A 20,067-nucleotide genomic window follows, 5' to 3' on the forward strand; every position below is an offset into this window, starting at 1 on the left:
CGCGCTGGCGACCGCGCAAATCTGGCGCCGCGGCGTCGAAAAGGTGCTCGCGATGCGCGAGGAGACCATCGACGAACGCCGCGATGCGGTCGAAGCGTTGCTCCGCGCGCTGCACGCCGCCGCCGCCCATTTCGTCGCGCGCCGTACCGCGGAGGAGAGCGCCGACATTCTCGCGCGCCCCGAATATCTCGATGCGTCGCGCGATGCGGTGTTGCGCGCGATCACCGACCGCGTCCGCGTCGAGCCCGGCGGCGCGCCGATCCACTATGCCGATTTCATGTTCCAGTATCGCGAGGCCGCTAACTTCCCCTGGCGCAGCCAGGCCGCCTGGCTCTATTCGCAGATGGTTCGCTGGGACGATATCGGCTTTGCGCCCGGCGATGCCGCGACCGCGGCGGCAGTCTTCCGTCCCGACATCTATCGCGCCGCGCTGGCGGGCTCGGGCGCCCCGCTCCCGGGAGCCAGTTCGAAGCTCGAAGGCGGACTCGACGAGCCGATCGGCGCCGGCTCGACGCAGGGCCGCCTGATGCTCGGCAGCGACCGATTTTTCGACGGCCGCGCCTTCGATCCCGACGATATCGAGGCCTATCTCGCTGAATTGCCGTAGCTTTCGAGCCTATGCTGCACCTGCGAAATAACGGCTTGCGGCGCGGGAGCGAATCAGGCAGTCTTGAGGCACTCGGCAAGGCTGCCGGGGCAGGATAAAGCGGCGACGGCTCCAACGAGGGGGCTGGCCCGCGCGGCACATGGGGAGCCTTTCCCCATAATCCCAACAGGCAATGAAGCCGTCAGGATGCGCCCGCGTGGCCGCCGTCCTGGCGGCTTTTTTATTGCCCGTCACACAAGGGGACGGACGATGACGACGATCAGCGGGGGCAGCGGAACGGCGCCCAAATCGAATTTCTGGACCAGCGGCCACTGGCCGACTTTGGTCGCCGCCTTTCTCTATTTCGACCTCGCCTTCATGGTCTGGGTGATGCTCGGCCCCCTCGCCCCCGCGATTTCCGAAGACCTCGGCCTCAGCCCCGCGCAAAAGGGACTCATGGTCGCGGTGCCGACGCTGGCAGGGGCGCTTCTGCGCGTCGTCAACGGCCTGCTCGTCGACCGCATCGGGCCGAAGCGCTCGGGCGCGATCAGCCAGCTCATCGTCATCGCCGGGCTATTCACCGCTTGGGCCATGGGGGTCCACAGCTTCGCCGGCACCCTCGCGCTCGGCGTGATCCTCGGCTTCGCCGGCGCCAGCTTCGCGATCGCCCTCCCCCTCGCGAGCCGCTGGTACCCGCCCGAGCATCAGGGCAAGGCGATGGGCTTCGCCGGCATGGGCAATTCGGGCACCGTGCTCGCCGCACTCTTCGCCCCCGGCCTCGCCAAGCTGTTCGGCTGGAACGCGGTGCTCGGCCTCGCCTGCATCCCGCTGACGATCGTCTTCTTCGTCTATCTCGCGATGGCGAAGGACGCGCCAAACGCGCCCGCGCCGAAGAAGCTGGTCGATTATTTCGAACCGCTCAAGACCGCCGACGCTTGGTGGCTGATGGCCTTTTATTCGGTGACTTTCGGCGGTTTCGTCGGGCTCGCCGCCTCGCTTCCCATCTATTTCACCGACCAGTTCCACCTGACCCCGGTGATGGCGGGCTATTGCACCGCGGCCTGTGTGTTCGCCGGATCGCTGGTGCGCCCGATGGGCGGCGCGCTCGCCGACCGGATCGGCGGGGTGAAGGCGCTGATGATGGTGTTCGTCGTTGCCGCGCTGGCGCTCGCCGGGGTGCCGCAGGCCGCAACCCTGCCCGCCGCGCTCACCCTGTTCGTCATCGCGATGCTCGCGCTCGGCACCGGCAACGGCTCGGTCTTCCAGCTCGTGCCGCAGCGCTTCTCGGCCGAGATCGGGGTGATGACCGGGCTCGTCGGCATGGCGGGCGGCGTCGGCGGCTTCTACCTCGCCTCCTCCTTGGGCTTCGCCAAGCAGTGGAGCGGCAGCTTCGGCCCCGGCTTCTACATCTTCGCGGGGCTCGCGGTCGTCGCGCTGGTCGGGCTGATCTTCGTCAAGGGCCAGTGGCGCGCGACCTGGGGCGCGGCCGAAGGCGTGCGGATCTAAATCATGACCCGCACCCTTTTCATCCTGCTGGCGCTCGCGCCGGCCGGGGTGGCGCACGCCCAGGACGTCACCCTCAAGCCGCTCGGCGAGGCCCGGCTCCGTTACGAGAGCGTCGACCAGGACGGCCTCGCCGCCGAAGCCGACGCCCTGACCCTGCGCGTCCGCGCCGGGGTCGAGGCGAAGGCCGGGCGCTGGTCGGCGCTCGTCGAAGGCCAGGGCAATCTCGCCCTCGTCGACGATTATTTCGACGGTCTCCACGGCGCCGCGACGCGGCCGCTGGTGGCGGATCCCGAGAATATCGCCCTCGCCCGCGCCCAGCTCCGCTACGCCTCACCGCCCTTCGACCTCACCGCGGGGCGTCAGCGGATCGCGCTCGACGATGAGCGTTTCGTCGGCGCGGTGCCCTTCCGCCAGAACGGGCAGAGCTTCGATGCGGTCCGCGCCGAAATCACCCCGGCCAAGGGCGTCAGGGCCGACCTGACCTATGCGTGGAGCGTGCGCACCATCTGGGGCATCGACGGCGCCGGCGCACGGCAACAGGCGGTGTCGGGCGACAATCTCTTCGCCAATCTCGGCGTCGCGACGCCGATCGGCAAGGCCGTCGCCTTCGCCTATCTCGTCGACCAGGACGAGGCCGCGATGCAGGGCTTCCGCATGTCGAGCCAGAGCTATGGCCTGCGGCTCGACGGCAGCCAGCCGCTCGGCAAGGCGAAGATCGCCTGGCAGCTGAGCTATGCGCGCCAGTCCGACTGGCACCGCAATCCCAATAGCTATTCGGCGGATTATTACCTCGCCGACGTCGGCATAGACTTTGGCGGCCCCCGGGTCGGCGTCGGGTACGAGATACTCGGCGCCGACAAGGGTACGGCCCTCACCAGCTTCCAGACCCCGCTCGCCACCGGGTTCAAATATCAGGGCTGGGCCGACAAATTCCTCACCACCCCGCCCGACGGCGTGCGCGACCTATATGCGAGCGCCGGCTGGGGCTGGAAGGCGGTCGGGCCGCTCAAGGCCGTGACATTGCAGGCGGTCTACCACGACTATCGCAGCGACCGCGCCTCGCGTTCCTATGGCGACGAGATCGATCTGCTCGCCAGCGCCAAGCTCGGCAAATTCACCGCATCGGCGCGCTACGCCCATTACGATGCCGACACTTTCGCCACCGACACCAACAAATTCTGGCTGCAACTGGACTGGATGCTCTGATGGAACACCGCCCCCTCAAACCCGACGCCGACACGCGCGAGCATCTCGTCGTCATCGGCAACGGCATGGCCGGCTGCCGCGCGGTCGAGGAACTGCTCGCGCGCGATCCCACCCGCTACCGCGTCACGATCTTCGGCGCCGAACCGCGCGTCAATTACAACCGCATCATGCTCTCCCCCGTCCTCGCGGGCGAGAAATGCTTCGACGACATCGTGATCAACGACGCCGCATGGTACACCGACAATGGCATCGCACTCGTCGCGGGCGATCCCGTCGCGGCGATCGACCGCGCGGCCAGGACCGTGAGGACGCGCAGCGGCCTGATCGAAAGCTATGATCGGCTGCTGATCGCCACCGGCTCCGATCCCTTCATCATCCCGGTGCCCGGCAAGGACCTGCCCGGCGTCATCGCCTTTCGCGACATGGACGATGTCGACACGATGCTCGCCGCCGCCGATGCGGGCGGCGACGCGGTGGTGATCGGCGGCGGTCTCCTCGGGCTCGAGGCGGCGCATGGCCTGTCCTTGCGCGGCATGAAGGTCACCGTCATCCACCTGATGCCGACCTTGATGGAGCGCCAGCTCGACGAAGCCGCCGGCTGGCTGCTCAAGAACGCGCTCGAAGCGCGCGGCCAGACGATCCTGACCGGCGCCGACACCGCCGAGATCGTCGGCGACGGCAGGGTCGAAGGCGTGCGACTCAAGGACGGTACGCTGATCCCCGCCAGCCTCGTCGTCATGGCGGTCGGCATCCGCCCCTCGGTCGCCCTCGCCCGCGACGCGGGCCTCGCGGTCGGGCGCGGTATCCAGGTCGACGACCATATGGTCACCAGCGATCCCGCCGTCCTCGCGGTTGGCGAATGCGTCGAACATGACGGACAGGTCTACGGCCTCGTCGCGCCTTTGTGGGACATGTGCCGCAGCCTCGCCGACGGCCTAGTCGAGCAGCCGAGCGGCTATCGCGGCTCGGTCACCTCGACCAAGCTCAAGGTGTCGGGCATCGACGTCTTCTCGGCTGGTGATTTCTCGGGCGGCGACGGGTGCGAGGATATCGTGCTGCGCGACGCGAGCCGCGGCGTCTACAAGCGCGTGATCGTCAAGGACGACCGCATCGTCGGCGCCGTCCTCTATGGCGATACCGCCGACGGCAATTGGTATTTCGACCTGCTCAAGAAGCAGGAGGATGTCTCCGACCTTCGCGACCTGCTGATCTTCGGCCAGGCCTTCGCCGCGGGAGGCGGCGCGGCGGACCCTAAGGCGGCCGTTGCGGCGCTCTCGGACGATGCCGAGATTTGCGGCTGCAACGGCGTCACCAAGGGCCAGGTCGTCTCGTGCATCGCCAAGGGTGCGCACAGCCTCGACGCGGTGCGCGGCACCTGCAAGGCGTCGGCGAGCTGCGGCAGCTGCACCGGGCTCGTCGAGAATCTGCTCGCGCTGACGCTCGGCGACGATGTGCAGAGCGGCCCCAAGACGATGTGCAAATGCACCAGCTTCGGCCATGACGATGTCCGCCGCGAAATCGTCGCGCAAGCGATGCGCTCGATCCCCGAGGTGATGCAAAAACTGCACTGGACGACCCCCGACGGCTGCTCGTCGTGCCGCCCTGCGCTCAATTATTATCTGCTCTGTGCGCTGCCCGGCGACTATGTCGACGACCAGCAGAGCCGCTTCGTCAACGAGCGGCTGCACGCGAATATCCAGAAGGATGGCACCTATTCGGTCGTCCCGCGAATGTGGGGCGGACTCACCAACCCGCGCGAGCTGCGCGCGATCGCCGACGTCGTCGAAAAGTTCAAAGCCCCGGTGGTCAAGGTCACCGGCGGCCAGCGGCTCGACATCTTCGGGATCAAGAAGGAGGATCTGCCCGCGGTGTGGGCCGACCTCAACGCCGCCGGGATGGTGTCGGGTCACGCCTATGGCAAGGCGCTGCGCACGGTGAAGACCTGCGTCGGGTCCGAATGGTGCCGCTTCGGCACGCAGGATTCGACCGGGCTCGGGGTCAAGCTCGAACGGATGAGCTGGGGCAGCTGGATGCCGCACAAGTTCAAGATCGCGGTGTCGGGATGCCCGCGCAACTGCGCCGAAGCGACGATCAAGGATTTCGGCATCGTTTGCGTCGACAGCGGTTACGAACTCCATGTCGGCGGCAATGGCGGCATCCATGTGCGTGCTACCGACCTGCTCTGCAAGGTCGCGACCGAGCAGGAGGCGATGGATTATTGCGCGGCGTTCATTCAGCTCTACCGCGAGGAGGCGCGCTATCTCGAGCGCACCGCGCCATGGATCGAACGCGTCGGGGTCGATTATGTGAAGGCACGGATAGCCGACGATTCTGCTGGTCGCGAGGCGCTGCGCGCGCGCTTCCTCTATTCGCAAAGCTTCAGTCAGGACGATCCTTGGGCGCAGCGCGCCGAAGGCGCCGAAGCCGAACATCATGCGCCGATGGCGCGCTTCATTCCGCAGGAGGAACTGGCATGAGCGCCGCCGAATGGCTCGACATCGGCTGGGTCGACCAGATCCCCGTGCGCGGCAGCCGCACCGTGCAGGTCGCGGGGGGCGACGATATCGCGGTGTTCCGCACCGCCGAGGGCAAGGTCTTCGCGCTGCTCGACCGTTGCCCGCACAAACATGGCCGGCTGTCGCAGGGCATCGTCCATGGCGGCGCGGTCGCCTGCCCGCTGCACAATTGGCGGATCAGCCTGTCGACCGGCGAGGCGCTGGGCGAAGACAAGGGGTGCACGCCCACGGTGCCGGTCAAGATCGACGGCGGCCGCGTCCTCATCTGCCGCGCGAGTACGCTGAAGGCGGCCGCCTGATGACGGAAGCCGTCCGCACCACCTGCGCCTATTGCGGCGTCGGCTGCGGCATCCGCGCGACGGTGACGGGCGAGCGGGCGGTCGAGATCGCCGGCGACCCCGACCACCCCGCAAACCGGGGCAAGCTCTGCTCGAAGGGCACCCATCTCGGCGAAACCGTGGGCCTCGAAGGCCGCCTGCTTGCGCCCATGATCGGCACCAAACGCGCGAGCTGGGACAAGGCGCTCGACCTCGTCGCAAAGAAGTTCCGCGAGACCATCGCGCGCCACGGCCCGGGCAGCGTCGCCTTCTACGTCTCGGGCCAGCTGCTGACCGAGGATTATTATGTCGCGAACAAGCTGATGAAGGGTTTCATCGGCACCGCGAACATCGACACCAATTCGCGCCTCTGTATGTCGAGCGCGGTCGCCGGCCACACCCGCGCCTTTGGCGAGGACATCGTGCCCGCGACCTATGACGACCTCGACGCCGCCGACCTGTTCGTCCTCGTCGGATCGAACACCGCCTGGTGCCACCCGATCGTCTATCAGCGCATCCGCGCGCGCTGCGAGGGGGGCGCCAAGCTCGTCGTGATCGACCCGCGCCGCACCGAGACCGCCGAGGAGGCCGACCTGCACCTCGCGATCCGTCCGGGCAGCGACGTCGCGCTGATGAACGGCCTGCTCCAGCATTGCCGCGAAGCCGGCGTGGTCGATGAAAACTATCTGGCGGCCCATGTCGCGGTGCCGCAGGATTTCTGGGACCAGCTTGGAGAGGGGAACGACCTGTGGTCGGTGGCGCGCACCTGCGACGTGCCCGCCGCCGACCTCAGGCGTTTCTATGAGCTGTTCGCCGCAACGCCGCGTAGCGTCACGATGTTCAGCCAGGGGATCAACCAGGCGACCGCCGGCACCGACCAGGTCAACGCGATCCTCAACCTCCACCTCGCCACCGGGCGCATCGGCAAGCCCGGTGCGGCGCCCTTTTCGATCACCGGCCAGCCCAATGCGATGGGCGGGCGCGAGGTCGGCGGGCTCGCCTCGACGCTCGCCGCGCATATGGATTTCGCGCCCGAAAACCGGGCGCGTGTCCAACGTTTCTGGGCCGCGCCGACGATCGCCGAAAAACCCGGATTGAAGGCGGTGGATCTGTTTCGCGCCGTCGGCGAAGGCCGGATCAAGGCTTTGTGGGTGATGGCGACCAATCCCGCGGTGTCGATGCCCGACGCGAACCGCGTGCGCGAAGCGCTGGCCGCCTGCCCCTTCGTCGTCGTCAGCGACGTGATCGAAAAGACCGACACCGGGGCCTTCGCGCACGTCCGCCTGCCTGCCGCGGCGTGGGGTGAAAAGGACGGGACCGTCACCAACAGCGATCGCACGATCAGCCGCCAGCGCGCGCTGTTTCCGCTGCCCGGCGAAGCGATGCCCGACTGGTGGATCGTCAAGGAGGTCGCGCGGCGGATGGGGTGGAAAAACGCCTTCGCCTATGACCGCGCCGCCGACATCTGGCGCGAACATTGCCGCCTTTCGAATTACGACAACGACGGCGCGCGGCTGTTCGCCCTGCCCGGCGCGGCTCAGGGAGGCAATGCCGCGTATGACGATATGCGGCCCTTTCGCTGGGGCGGCGAACATCCCTTTGCCGATGGACGCTTTTCGACCGACGACGGCCGCGCACGCCTCGTTCCCGTCGCGCAAAAGCCGCTGCCCGAACCGCTCGCCAAATGGCCGCTGACGCTCAATACGGGGCGATATCGTGATCAGTGGCACACGATGACGCGCACCGGCCTCGCGCCGAAACTCGCGCGTCACCGCGAGGAGCCGCTCGTCGAGGTCCACCCCGACGACGGCGCGCGCCTCGGGCTCGCCGACGGCGGCCTCGCGCGCATCGAAACCCCGCAGGGCGACAGCCTCTACCGCGTCGCCTTCTACCCCGGCCAGCGCCCCGGCGAGCTGTTCGTGCCGATCCACTGGACCGACCGCACCGCGAGCGGCGGCCGCACCGGCCTGCTCCCCCGCCCGCTCGTCGATCCCGTGTCGGGCCAGCCGGGGTTCAAGCGCACCCCCGCATCGATCGCCGCGGTCGCCCCCAAATGGCGGGGCTTCCTCCTGCTCGCGCGCGAGCTTAGTGAGACCCCGCGCTGCCTGTGGGCGACGCGCGTCGCGGTGCCTTCCGGCGTGCTGTGGGAGGTCGCGGGCAATGGCGACCTCAAGAGCATCGAAGCGCTGCTCCCCAAGGGCGAACGCATCGAGGCGCAGGACGCCGCGCGCGGCACGCGGCGCATCGCGATCGCCGCGAACGGCCGCCTCGCCGGCGCGCTGTTCGTCACCGAGACCGGCGAATTGCCGCCGCGCGACTGGCTGATCGCCCAGTTGTCCGCGCCCGAGGTCGCCCCCACCCTGCTCGCCGGCCGCGCGCCGGGAATGCAGGCCGACCGCGGCCCGATCATCTGCGTCTGTTTCGACATCGGGCTCAAGACGATCGTCGGCGCCATCCGCGACCAGGGCCTGGCCGAGGTCGCGGCGATCGGCGCCGCGATTGGCGCCGGCACCAATTGCGGATCGTGCCGCCCCGCGCTCGCGCGCATCCTGACCGAGGAGACCAGTAATGCCGCCTGACGACTTCCCCCCCGGCACGGTCTGGCTTGTCGGTGCCGGCCCCGGCGACCCCGAGTTGCTGACGATGAAGGCGATTCGGTTGATCGCGGCGGCGGACATCGTCTTTTACGATGCGCTGGTCGGCCCGGACATTCTTGCCCTTATCCCGCCGCATATCGAACGCGTCGGGGTCGGCAAGCGATCGGGTCGCCATTCGAAGGACCAGCAGACGATCGACGCGATGCTCGTCGCCGCCGCGGCGGCGGGCAAGCGGGTCGTGCGGCTGAAGGGCGGCGATCCGTCGCTGTTCGGCCGGTCGGCGGAGGAAATGACGGCGCTGCGCGGCGCAGGGCATGTCGTCCATGTCTGTCCGGGCATCACCGCCGCCAGCGCCGCCGCCGCCTCGGCCGGCGTGTCGCTGTCGCTGCGCGGTGTGGCGCGCGACGTCCGTTTCGTGACCGCACACAGCCGCCGCGGCGCCGCGCTCGATCTCGACTGGCCGGCGCTCGCTGCGGCAGGCACCACCCTCGCCTTCTATATGGGGCGCGAAGCCGCGGGCGAAATCGCGCGCGGATTGGTCGAGGCCGGTATGCCCACCGCGACGCCGGTGCTGGTCGTCTGCAACGTCAGCCTCCCCGACGAAAGGCAGCTCGCGACGCGCCTCGATCTTCTCGCGCTCGCGACCCGCGCTCTGGCCGCCGACGCGCCGACGCTGATCCTCGTCGGCGAAGCGGTCGGCAAGGCACCTTCCCCGCACCCAGCCCCGGTTGCCGAAACCGACTTGGCCTACGGCCGGTAAGGGACGGAATCGGGAAGGATGACGCCAACCGTTTTTGCATAGCTTACCCAGGCCTCCACCAATTCGGTCCGGCGTTCGGGCTCGGCGAGCGACAGGTCGCGGGTTTCGCCGGGATCGCGGGCGATATTGAACAGGCGCCAGGTCCCGTCGCCGATGTCGGTGAGTTTCCACTCGCCGCGGCGATAAGCGCGCGATCCGAACAACTCCGCGCCCACGCCATCGTCATGACCATAGACAGGGGCCCGGGGATCGCGCAGCCAGCGGACCCATGACCGGCCGGTGATCGGGCGGACCGTGCGATCGCCGACCCTCGTCGCCGTTGCATCGACCCCGGCAAGTTCGAGCACGGTCGGCGCGATATCGGCGACCGATTGATATTCGGTCGCGGCGCCGCCCCGCCGGGGAATGCCGAACCCGCTGACGAAAGCGACAGCGCGCGTGCCGCCTTCGCTCTGATAGCCCTTGGTAAGCCAGGAAGGCGCGGTCGCAGCTTGGGCCCACCCGGCGCCATAGGTGAGATAGGAGGTCGCCGCGCCGCGATTGGCGAAGCCGTTGTCGGCGCCTTTCAGCGCACCTGCCAGCATTTCGGCGCCGGTAGTCTCGACGTCGAGCGCCTCGGCGCCATTGTCGGCGAGGAAGATGATCACCGTATTGTCGAGTTCGCCCGCGGCGCGCAAAGCCTCGATCACGCGGCCGACATTCTGGTCGAGCCGGTCGACCATTGCGGCATAGATTTCCATATTGCGCGCGGCGAGGCGTTGCTGCCCGGCGGTCAGCGAGTCCCAGCTGCCGTCGCGGTTGCGCGGCGTGTGGGCCGCAACGCCGGGCGCCAATATGCCGAGTTCGCGTTGGCGCGCCAGGCGCCGTTCGCGCAGCACGTCGAAACCCTCGTCGTACCGCCCCTTGTAGCGGGCGATATCCTCGGGGGGCGCCTGCAGCGGCCAATGCGGCGCGGTGAAGGCGAGATAGGCGAAGAAGGGGCGCTCGCGCTCCCCGGCCGCTGGCCGCTCGCCGATAAAATCGACCAGGCGCGTCGCGAAATAATCGCTCGAATAGAAATCCTGCGGCAGGCGCGTCAGGCGCTCGCCCTGTTCGGTATAGGTCGCCCGGCCACCCTTTTCGGGATCGGCGTCGGTCCCGAAATGATTGTGCCCGCCCTGCAGCAAGGCGAAGCTGCGTGCGAAACCGCGCGCGTGCGGATCCTGCTCAGGGGTCAGGCCAAGGTGCCATTTGCCCGAAAAGAGCGTCTGATAACCGCCAGCCGAAAGCCGCTCGGCCAAGGTCGCGACATCGCTGCGCAAATAGCCTTCATATCCCGGTTGATCCTTCTGGTTGGGGCGGATCATCTCGGCCATCGTGCCAAGGCCGGCGAGGTGATTGTCGGTGCCCGAAAGCAGCATCGAACGCGTCGGCGAGCAAGTCGGCGCGGTGTGAAAACCGGCGAGGCGAATGCCCGCGAGCGCCAGTCTGTCAAGATGCGGCGTCCTGATCTCGCCGCCAAAGGCCCCGAGGTCCGAATAGCCAAGGTCGTCGGCGACGATGACGAGGAAATTGGGACGGCGCTCGGTGGCCGTGGCGGAAAACGGCACGCCGATGGTCACAAGGGTCAAGGCGAGAAAAAGAAAGCGGCGGATCATGTTGGCGTCCGTTCGATCGAAACAAAGGGGCGGTGCGCCCGGGCGAATGGAACCCGGGCGCACCGCAGACAGGACCGGCGCAGTCGCAGGATGGGAGAGGAGAGTATGGGCGCCGGCCCATAATGCGTCAGGCCGGTTCGTATTGTACCGCCTTTTCCTTGCGCACCGTCCGGCTGGTGCGGCCGTCGATCGCGACAGGGGTGTCGCCCGCGATCGTCGCGCGGCGCAGCGTGCGGCGTTGCAACCCGAAGTCGGCAACGGCGCGGTGCTGGGTCGCCTGATTGTCCCAGATGGCGACGTCGCCTTCGCGCCAGCGCCAGCGCACGACATTTTCGGGCTTGGTAATATGGTCCTGCAGGATGGCGAAGAGCCGCGCCGAATCCGCCCCGTTCAACCCGACGAACTGCTTGACGAAATGCCCGAGCAACAGACTGCGCTGGCCGCTGACCGGATGGACGCGGACCACCGGATGCTCGGTTTCATAGACGGTCGAGGCAAAGACGTTGCGATGGTCCTTGATGCGCTTGGCGGCGCTTTCGCCGTCAGGGGCGCTCTGCAGGATCGCCGCATAGTCGTAGAGGTTGGTGTGCGTCGCCCACAGCGTGTTGACGAGCTGGCGCAGCGTCTCGGGAAGCCCTTCATAGGCGGTCTCGCCATTGGCCCACAACGTGTCGCCGCCGGCTTCGGGGATCGTCAACGCACGCAGGATCGACGCCTTGGGATAGGCCTCGACGAAGGTCACGTCGGTGTGCCAGCTCGACGCCGCATAGCCTTCCTTGCTGTCGAGTTCGAGCAGGTAGCGCGACCCGTCGGCGACCGGCACCGTCGGATGGGCAACCGGATCGCCGAGCGATGCGGCGAAATCCTCATGCTCCTGATCGGTCAGATGCTGCTGGTCGCGAAAGAAGAGCACCTTGTGGCGCACCAGCGCCGCCTGGATCGCCTGCACCGTCGCGGCGGGCAGATCGCCCGAAAGCTGGACGCCGTTGACGACGGCGCCGATGGTGCCGGTCACGGGCGTGACGTCGAGGTCGATTTTCTTGTCGCGAGCATTGGCGTAGCTGTTGTGAAGGTCCGTCATGATCAGTCTCCTTTGGGGGTTGGACGGCGGGCTATCCGGGAAGGGCGGGATCGGGCGGAACCGGTCGGGGCCTTCGGCGAATTTCGGGAAGGGGCGGCGCGGATCACAGCTTCGTCCGCAGCGTCGCGCCGATGGTGCGCGGTTCGCCGATCAGCGCGGTGACGATGCCGGTGTTCTGCGCCGACAAGGTCTGGAAATAATCCTTGTCGAACAGGTTGCGCGCCCAGATCGACAGGTCGAACAACCCGTCGTCGGTGCGGATGCCGATACGCGCATTGGCGATGCCGAACCCGGGGACATCGGCATAGCGGCTGTCGCTCGACGAAGTATTGAAGGTCGAGCGGTGCGAGTAATCGGCGTGGGCGTAGAGCGACAGGTCGCGTCCACCGAGCGCGCCGAGCGGTGCTGACGCGTCGCCGCCCAGCGTATAGGTGAATTTGGGCACGCCGGGCAGTTGCTCGCCGGTCAGGTCCTGCTTGCCGCTGAGGTTGAGCCTTTCGGGCGCCTGCGGTGCGTTCGGATAATCGCTATAGGTCGTATCGGCGTAGGCGGCCGACGCATAGAAGCTGATGCGATCGGTCGGCGCCGCGACCAGATCGGCCTCGACCCCGCGCGAACGGACGCCGGGAATATTGGCGATATATTGACGGAAATTGACGGTGCTTCCGATCTGCTCGGTGATCGCGGTCTGGTAATCGCTGATCTCGGTCCAGAAACCCGCGAGGTTGAAGGTTACCGCACGATTGAGCCACTGGGTCTTGACCCCGATTTCGTAACTGTCGACCTTTTCCGGCGCGACATTGGGATCGACGCCGACGGGCAGGCTGGTCAGGTTGAGCCCACCGGACTTGTTGCCGCGCGAATAGGTCGCATAGCCAAGCGCGTCGTCGGAGAACTGCCATGACAGCGTCGCGAGGCCCGACACGCTGTTGTCGCTGAAGCTCGTCGAATAGTCGGTGACGGGATTGAACTGGGTCCGCAGGATGGCGGCATCGCGCGCAACGTCGGCAGGCAGGGTCGACAGGTCGACCCCCGCCACATGATATTGGTGAAAGGATCCGCTCTTCTTTTCACGCGTATAGCGAAGGCCCGCGGTCAGCGTCAGGCGATCGGTGAACTTCCAGTCGAGTTGGCCGAATAGCGCATAGCTTTTGGTGCGCGGGTCGGAGGTCGAATTCGCCTCGAACCCGTTGACCGCCGCTTCCCACGTGGCGAGCGAGAAGGGCGATGCCGGCGGCCGGTTCCATAACGCCGCGGCGGGCCCATAAGCCGTCGCGCCCTTGCCACGGATCACCTGCCAGAAATAATAGGCGCCAACGACATAGTTGATCGGGCCGGTGCTGTCCGATGCGAGACGAACTTCCTGGCTGAACTGACGCTGCCGGTTCGCCTGCTGCGCCTTGGTGATGACCGGCAGCGACGTCGAGTCGCCGTCGTTGGCGGGGTTCCAGTCCCACCAGCGATAGGCTGTGATCGACGTCAGCTTGGCGCCGCCAATATCCCAGTCAACCTGCCCCGACACGCCATAACCGTCCATGTTCGACTGATAATGGCTGTTCGCCTCGCCGCGCCGCGCGAAGGGATCGATGGTCGGGAAAGTGTAGCCGGGAAAGCGCGCCGCACGCTGCGCGAAATTGTTCGGGATCGCGGCGCCATTGTCATAGGTGCCGAAATAATCGGCGAAGACGTTGAGCACATGGTTCTGCTTCTGGCGCGCGAAGTCGCCGATGATCCGCACCTCGACATCCGACGAGGGCGTGAAGAGCAATTGCCCGCGCAAGCTCCAGTTCGAATAATCCTGCGCGCGTTCATTCTGGGTATCGTTGTAGAGAAACCCGCGCCGTTCGGTCGCCGAGCCGCTGACCCGGATCGCGAGCAGATCCTGGACGATCGGACCCGAGGCCGAAGCACGCAACTGATAATAGCCATAATCGCCGACGCTCGCCTCGCCCGAGAATTCGGGGTCGAAGCTCGGCTTGCGCGACGTAATGTTGATCGCGCCCGAGGTGGTGTTCTTGCCGAACAACGTTCCCTGCGGTCCGCGCAAAACCTCGATCTGCTGAAGATCGACGAGGTCGAACTGCGACTGACCGACGCGGCCGTAATAGACATTGTCGATATAGAAACCGACGCCGTTCTCCAGCCCGTCGTTGGTGAGCGCGACATTGCTGCCGAGGCCGCGGATATTGATGTTGGTGTTGCGCGGGTTGAAGCTGAACACCTGCAGGCTCGGCACGAGTTGCTGGACCTGGGTCAGCGTGTAATTGCCGGTCTTCTCGAGCGTGTCCGCGCCCACGACCGACAGCGCGATCGGGACGTTCTGCGCGCTTTCGTCGCGGCGGCGCGCCGAGACGATGATTTCGCTGCCGTCATAGCTGTCGCCGGCCGCTTCGGCCGAGGCTTCGCCGTCGACGATGGTCGCGGCGTCGGCGGCGGCTTCGGTCGCCGCGGCGGGCACCGCGTGCCATGCCACGGCGGCGCCGAGCAACAATTTGAGCCGGTGGTCGGGAGAGAATTTCGTCGTCATATTTTGTCCCCGGGCGACGTTCCCGCCCCCTTTTTGATGTGTTTGAGATGGGCGCTATGCGCCGCGCCGGATCGTCCGTTCGCCAGACCATCGCCCCACAAAGCGCGAGCCGCGCTGCGCAGGGACGCAGGATAGCGAGCCAGATCCGACAGGTCGGATTGGGTCAGCAAAGGCATGGTTTCACCTGTCGCCGACGCGCGGGCGCCGGACGCTGGACCGTGAGCCCTCGCGTGAGGGATATCGGCCACGATGAAAGAAAGGCGCCGCCGTGCGGAGGGGATGCGGTGGTCCGCTATCCCGCGCACAGGAAGGGCGAAGGTTTAGATGATGATACTACACATGCGCATCGCAATACCCCTTCTGGGGGAACGCAATGCCTGGCGCTGTCGCCCGAGCATCACGCGCTTTAGCCGTTGGTAACGCGGAGCAAGCTGCTTTCCCGTTCAAAAGCCGCGGGTCGAAGAGGAGCGGGAGAGCCCGTCACCCGTCTCGACCAGCTCCGAGTGACAATCTCAACGTAAAAGATTGATATTGGAGTCGTCAATGGCGGACCGCGGTTTTTGCGGCAAAGAAAATCTTTGAGACGATGAACCGAGGTCTTTCAGACCGGTCGTGCCAGCATCGCGTCCATTCCCGTCCGCGAGCGGATCGACGCTCGTCAGGCCGGATCGCCGCCGTCGGACAGCAGCCGCCGCGACAGATATTCGATGATCGGAGCTGGAATCGGAATCGGACCTGCGGGTCCGGTCGAAACGACGACGCTATCGGCGCAACCGATGCATTTGCCGCTGACGAACAGCCCCTGCCCGATGACAAGCGAACGCTCGCCGACGCGGACGATGCCGGTCGCGACGTCGATGGTGCCGGGGTAGCGCGCCTGTCCCAGAAAGGCGGTGTCGACATTGGCGATCACCAGCACCGGACTGTCTTCCTTGGCGACCTGCACCCGCGCTTCGGCGAGCAGTTCGAAACGCGCTTCCTCATAAAACTGCCCGGTTGCGACATTGTTGAGGTGGCGAAACATGTCGATGTCGGAAAAGCGGATCGGCACCGCCTTGTGCAACGGGTAGGAGCCGGGATCGAGGCGGGTCGGCGTCGGTTTCATCGCGTTTCCAATCGGTCGCGCCACGTCGCCAGCGCGGCATGGGTCGCTTCGGGCGCCTCGCGCTGGGGGACGTGGCCGCAGGCGGGGATCATATGCAGCACGGCATTGGGCAAAGCGGCCGCCATGTCGCGCGAACGATCGGGAGCGACGATCGCATCGTCCTCGCCCGCGAGCACCAGCGCCGGACCCGCGATGCCGGCGAGCATGCCGCAACGGTCGACGCGGGTCGAGGCCGCCGCCTGCTGCTCGGCGAACCGTTCGACGCCGCAGCGCAAGAGCATCGCATGGGTATCGGCGAGCAGACCGGCGTCGGTGCGGCTGGTGCGCGACAGCATCGCGCGGGCAAGACGGTCTGCCAGCAGAGCAAAGTCGTCGCGCGCCTGCTGGATTGCCGCTTGCCGCCCTGCCCTGGCTTCGTCGCTGTCAGCGGTGCAGGCGCTGCTGAGCATCGCAAAGCCCGTCAGCCGTTCGGGGACACGCGCGGCGAGTTCCAGTGCGACATAGCCGCCCATCGAATGGCCGCAGAGCGCGAAGCGGTCGGGCAGGTCGGCGAGGATGGCCTCGGCCATCGCCTCGACCGAGGCGCCGCGCGGCACGAAGATGCGGTCGACGGGCATGCCCTGCCAACTCGCCGCATCGGTGGCGATGCCGCAGATCGCGATTACCGGTGCATCCACCCGCCCTCTCCTCTCGCAGCGATGCTGCTACCCTTCAACGATCCCGGCAAGGTCGCGCGCGAAACCTTTCTTGGTTTCGACCTCCATGCCGCGCAGGATCTGGATGCGCTGCGCCTGTGGCGACCCCGCACCATGCATCGATTCGGTAAGGTAACCGACGGCGTTGCGGCCAAGCGTCATATTCTCGATCAACCGCAGGATGCGCTGGCGATATTCGACCGGGACATTGTGCTTGCCCTTCATATATTTCTCGAGGATCGGGCCGATCGTCTCATTCTTGAAATCGGCGTCGGACGGCATCGTCACCATGATCCCACCCGCAAGGTCCTGCGCTAGGCGCGAAATCTCGTAGGGGAAGCGCGTCACATTGTGCTTGCACACATTGGCAAGCATCGCGTCGTTCATGAAGATGCCCGACGGCAATTGTTTCGCCTCGTGGCTCGACGCGATGGCGGAGGAATAGATGGTCTCGTTGAGGTGGGTCATCTCGACGAGCTTGTCCTTGATATGGCTCGCCGCCTCGGCGCCGTTATAGTCCGCGACCTGCGCCGCGGCGCCGACCATCACGTCGCCGAGCCCGGTTTTGCAGACGTAGGAGGCGCGGTGGTATGACGTGAAGCGCGCAACCATGTCCTGCGCGAACTCATATTCGCCGTCCATTAGCACATGTTCGTGCGGGATGAAGACATTGTCGAAGACGACGAGCGTTTCCTGCCCGCCGAAGCGCGCATTGCCCTGGTCGATGTCACCCGCCTCCATCGCGCGGGTGTCGCACGACTGGCGGCCGTAGATATAGGTGAGGCCCGCCGCGTCGCCGGGGACCAGGCCGACGATCGCGAAATCGCGGTCGGCCTCGCCCATGTTCATCGTCGGCATCACGCAGATCCAGTGCGAGTTCAGCCCGCCGGTCATGTGGGCCTTGGCGCCGGTGACATAGACGCCCGCCTCGGTGCGTTTGGTGACGTGCAGAAACATGTCGGGGTCGGCCTGTTCGTGCGGGCGTTTCGATCGGTCGCCCTTGGGGTCGGTCATGCCCGCGCCGATGATGATGTTGGCGCGCTGGGCGTGGCGCATGAAGTCGAGGTAGCGCTGGTGGTAGGGCGTGCCGTGCTTCGCATCGATGTCGAAGGTGATCGAATGGAGGACGCTGATCGTGTCGAGCCCGGCGCAGCGCTGGAAGCAAGTGCCAGTGAGCTGGCCCATCTTGCGCTGCATGCGGTTCTTCATGACGAGGTCTTGCGGCGAGCCGACGATGTGGAGGAAGCGGTTGACCGGTGCGTCGATCAGGTCGCTGTGCGCGGTCGCCAGCTCGGGGTCGGCGACCGCGAGGTCGTAGGTCATTTTGAGCGCGTTGATCGAGGGGCGGATGATCGGGTGATCGACGGGTTCCGCGACGCGTTCGCCGAACAGCCAGACCTCGACGCCGCGGTTCCGAAGCGACGCGACATAGTCGTCGCCGGTGACGATCGGCTGGAAGCGCGCCCAGCGGTCGGCGGCGCTTTCTTCGCGGGGGTGGATGGTCATGTGCAGTCTCCCATTTTGTCTATCTTCACGCATATCGCGGAGGCGGGGTGTCAAAACAGGGCATGACAGGCGAGGAAAACTCACCATAATGCGCAGCCATCATGGCGACGATCGACGGCTATTATTTTCAGGTTTGCACGAAGGGCGCCGAGCGCGCGGGCAAGCGGGTGCGCGACCTGACCCTCGGGACCGGCCTCGATCCCGCCGATTTCGCAGCGCCGGGGTGGCGCGGGTCGGCCGAGGCGATGGCGCTGCTGGTGCGCAACATCTGGGCGGCGCTGGACGATGAGTTTATGGGCCATACCGCGCGGGGGGTGCGGCCGGGAAGCTTTGCCTTCGCGTGCGAGCTGGCGCTGGAGGGGGCCGACGTCGCCGACGGGCTGGCGCGAGCAGCACGGTTCTACAACCTACTCGATGCGGGGATCGCCACGGGCGTGCGGGCGACGGCGGCGGGGCTTGAGGTCGAGGTGCGCTTTGCCCAACCGGCGCGCGATCCCGACCATTATTTCGGGGAATTCTGGCTGATCATCTGGCACCGGCTCGCCTGCTGGCTGGCGGGCGAGACGATTTCGCTGTTGTCGGCCGAGTTCGATTATCCGCGGCCCGACGCCTATTTCGAGGAGTTCAAATATCTCTTCCCGTGCCGCCATCGTTTCGACGGCGCGGCGCGGCGGATACTGATGGACGGACACGCGCTGCACGCGCCGATCCGGCGCACGCGGGACGAACTGGAGGCGATGATCGCGGCGGCGCCGCTCGACATCATGACGATCCCGGCGAGCGATGCGAGCGTCGCGCGGCGGGTGCGGCAGTATCTGACGCGCAGCCCCGATCTGACGCTGGAGGAACTGGCGGCGGCGACCGGGCTGTCGCCGCACAAATTGCGCCGCCTGCTCCGCGCGGAGGGCACGACGCTGGCGACGATCCGCGAGAATGTGCGGCGCGACAAGGCGATGCGGCTGCTGACGAGCGGCAATGCGACGGTCGAGGCGATCGCCGAAATGCTGGGTTATGCCGAAGCGCGGAGCTTTACGCGCGCGTTCCGGCAGTGGACGGGACGGTCGCCTTCGGCGTGGCGGGCGGGGACTGGTTGATCCTCCCTGTCGCGCAGCGATGGGGAGGTGGCAGCGCGAAGCGCTGACGGAGGGGCGACGCCCTCAATGTCTGTACGAGGCCACNCCCCCTCCCCATCGCTTCGCGACAGGGAGGATTATTCTACCCGCTCCCCCCACCCCGGCACATGCCGATGACATAGTCGATGATCATCCGGTCGCGCTGGGGCGATGGCGGGCCGAGGACGCCTTGCGCGTGGAGCGGAAGATGCGCGACCGCCTCCCCTGCCCCCTCGCCGAAGACATAATGGTCGAACCAGGTCCGCCATGCGTCGCGCTCGGCGTCGGGCAGTTCGCGGATCGAGTGCATCGCGAGCATCAGCGCGGCGAAGGGAAAGCGGTCGGTGCGCTGGCCGAACCAGTAGTTGACCAGCACATTGAGCGCGCCGGTCGAGCGGACATGGTGCCACCACATCGGCGGCATGAAAAGCGCGTCGCCGGGTTCGAGATCGGCGACCAGCTTGTGCCGTTCGGCCTCGGCATAAAGCGGATAACGGTCGAGGTCGGGATGGTCGGGGTCGACCATACTCGTCGGCTGGCCGGCAATGGTGCGCTCGACCGGGCCGACATAGAGGTTCGAAATCTGCTCGGGCGGGAAGAGCGAGAAGCGGCGGCGGCCCGCGACGACGACCGCGATGTTCGACGCCATGTCGTAGTGCGGCGCGATGCGGCTGGCGTTTCCGACCCAGATGCGCGGATCGACGCCCTGCACATCGATGCCGAGCGGGTTTTCGGCGGCGAAGCTGGACAGGCTGTCGGGGGTCGGGGTCGATCCGGCGTAAAGCGTGGGTCCCGCGGGATCGCCGCGGATCGCGAGGAGCCGTTCGACGAGCGTCGCCATCGGCATCTTCTCGCTGCGGAAATTCACCCCGCGCATGTCGTCGGTGTAGAAATAGCGCCCGCCGGTTTCTGGCGG

Annotated in this window: 14 protein-coding genes and 1 pseudogene; 8 read left to right on the forward strand and 7 right to left on the reverse strand. The window is 66.8% G+C overall.

Features of this window, described 5'->3' with window-relative positions:
* From ASD67_RS23715 to cobA, 7 genes and pseudogenes are all read left to right on the forward strand, one after another.
* Positions 1 to 607 (forward strand): annotated as a pseudogene (locus tag ASD67_RS23715) (ABC transporter substrate-binding protein); the annotation flags it as partial.
* A gap of 249 nt (positions 608 to 856) precedes the next feature.
* A complete protein-coding gene (locus tag ASD67_RS13685; RefSeq protein WP_056348075.1) occupies positions 857 to 2,092 on the forward strand; it encodes a nitrate/nitrite transporter in 1,236 nt (411 codons plus the stop codon).
* Positions 2,093 to 2,095: 3 nt separating this feature from the next.
* Positions 2,096 to 3,298: an alginate export family protein gene (locus ASD67_RS13690; RefSeq protein WP_056348077.1), complete on the forward strand. Its 1,203-nt coding sequence runs from the start codon at positions 2,096 to 2,098 to the stop codon at positions 3,296 to 3,298.
* A complete protein-coding gene (nirB, locus tag ASD67_RS13695; protein WP_056348079.1) occupies positions 3,298 to 5,775 on the forward strand; it encodes a nitrite reductase large subunit NirB in 2,478 nt (825 codons plus the stop codon). Before ASD67_RS13690 ends, nirB begins: the two co-directional genes overlap by 1 nt.
* The gene (gene nirD / locus ASD67_RS13700; RefSeq protein WP_056348081.1) at positions 5,772 to 6,113 is read left to right on the forward strand and encodes a nitrite reductase small subunit NirD; all 342 of its coding nucleotides are present in this window, start codon (positions 5,772 to 5,774) and stop codon (positions 6,111 to 6,113) included. The genes nirB and nirD overlap by 4 nt, the downstream gene beginning before the upstream one ends.
* On the forward strand, positions 6,113 to 8,710 hold the full coding sequence (locus ASD67_RS13705) for a nitrate reductase (protein WP_056348082.1): 2,598 nt from the start codon (positions 6,113 to 6,115) through the stop codon (positions 8,708 to 8,710). The genes nirD and ASD67_RS13705 overlap by 1 nt, the downstream gene beginning before the upstream one ends.
* The gene (gene cobA, locus ASD67_RS13710; protein WP_056348084.1) at positions 8,700 to 9,488 is read left to right on the forward strand and encodes a uroporphyrinogen-III C-methyltransferase; all 789 of its coding nucleotides are present in this window, start codon (positions 8,700 to 8,702) and stop codon (positions 9,486 to 9,488) included. Before ASD67_RS13705 ends, cobA begins: the two co-directional genes overlap by 11 nt.
* Here cobA and ASD67_RS13715 read toward each other — a convergent pair.
* The 6 genes from ASD67_RS13715 to ASD67_RS13740 form a co-directional block, all read right to left on the reverse strand.
* Complete coding sequence (locus ASD67_RS13715; protein WP_235535691.1) at positions 9,476 to 11,089, reverse strand: arylsulfatase; 1,614 nt, start codon at positions 11,087 to 11,089, stop codon at positions 9,476 to 9,478. The two genes, cobA and ASD67_RS13715, sit on opposite strands and share 13 nt — an antisense overlap.
* A 163-nt stretch (positions 11,090 to 11,252) precedes the next feature.
* Complete coding sequence (locus ASD67_RS13720) at positions 11,253 to 12,206, reverse strand: TauD/TfdA dioxygenase family protein (RefSeq protein WP_056348088.1); 954 nt, start codon at positions 12,204 to 12,206, stop codon at positions 11,253 to 11,255.
* Positions 12,207 to 12,309: 103 nt separating this feature from the next.
* Positions 12,310 to 14,733 (reverse strand): TonB-dependent receptor, encoded by a 2,424-nt coding sequence (locus ASD67_RS13725; protein ID WP_056348090.1) that lies wholly within the window; start codon positions 14,731 to 14,733, stop codon positions 12,310 to 12,312.
* Between the two features lie 658 nt (positions 14,734 to 15,391).
* Positions 15,392 to 15,838 carry an acyl-CoA thioesterase gene (locus tag ASD67_RS13730; RefSeq protein WP_056348092.1) on the reverse strand — a complete coding sequence of 149 codons (447 nt, stop codon included), beginning with the start codon at positions 15,836 to 15,838 and terminating at the stop codon, positions 15,392 to 15,394.
* Positions 15,835 to 16,515 (reverse strand): alpha/beta fold hydrolase, encoded by a 681-nt coding sequence (locus tag ASD67_RS13735; RefSeq protein ID WP_056348094.1) that lies wholly within the window; start codon positions 16,513 to 16,515, stop codon positions 15,835 to 15,837. Before ASD67_RS13735 ends, ASD67_RS13730 begins: the two co-directional genes overlap by 4 nt.
* Positions 16,516 to 16,542: 27 nt before the next feature.
* Complete coding sequence (locus ASD67_RS13740; RefSeq protein WP_056348096.1) at positions 16,543 to 18,039, reverse strand: 4-hydroxyphenylacetate 3-hydroxylase family protein; 1,497 nt, start codon at positions 18,037 to 18,039, stop codon at positions 16,543 to 16,545.
* A gap of 101 nt (positions 18,040 to 18,140) precedes the next feature.
* Between ASD67_RS13740 and ASD67_RS13745 the strand changes: the two genes are divergently transcribed.
* Positions 18,141 to 19,133: an AraC family transcriptional regulator gene (locus tag ASD67_RS13745; protein WP_056348097.1), complete on the forward strand. Its 993-nt coding sequence runs from the start codon at positions 18,141 to 18,143 to the stop codon at positions 19,131 to 19,133.
* Positions 19,134 to 19,254: 121 nt separating this feature from the next.
* Here ASD67_RS13745 and ASD67_RS13750 read toward each other — a convergent pair.
* Positions 19,255 to 20,067, reverse strand: an 813-nt coding sequence (locus tag ASD67_RS13750; RefSeq protein WP_235535680.1) for a cupin-like domain-containing protein, incomplete at its 5' end; no start/stop codon positions are given.

This window comes from Sphingopyxis sp. Root1497, assembly GCF_001427085.1.
In the GTDB taxonomy this organism is placed as follows: domain Bacteria; phylum Pseudomonadota; class Alphaproteobacteria; order Sphingomonadales; family Sphingomonadaceae; genus Sphingopyxis.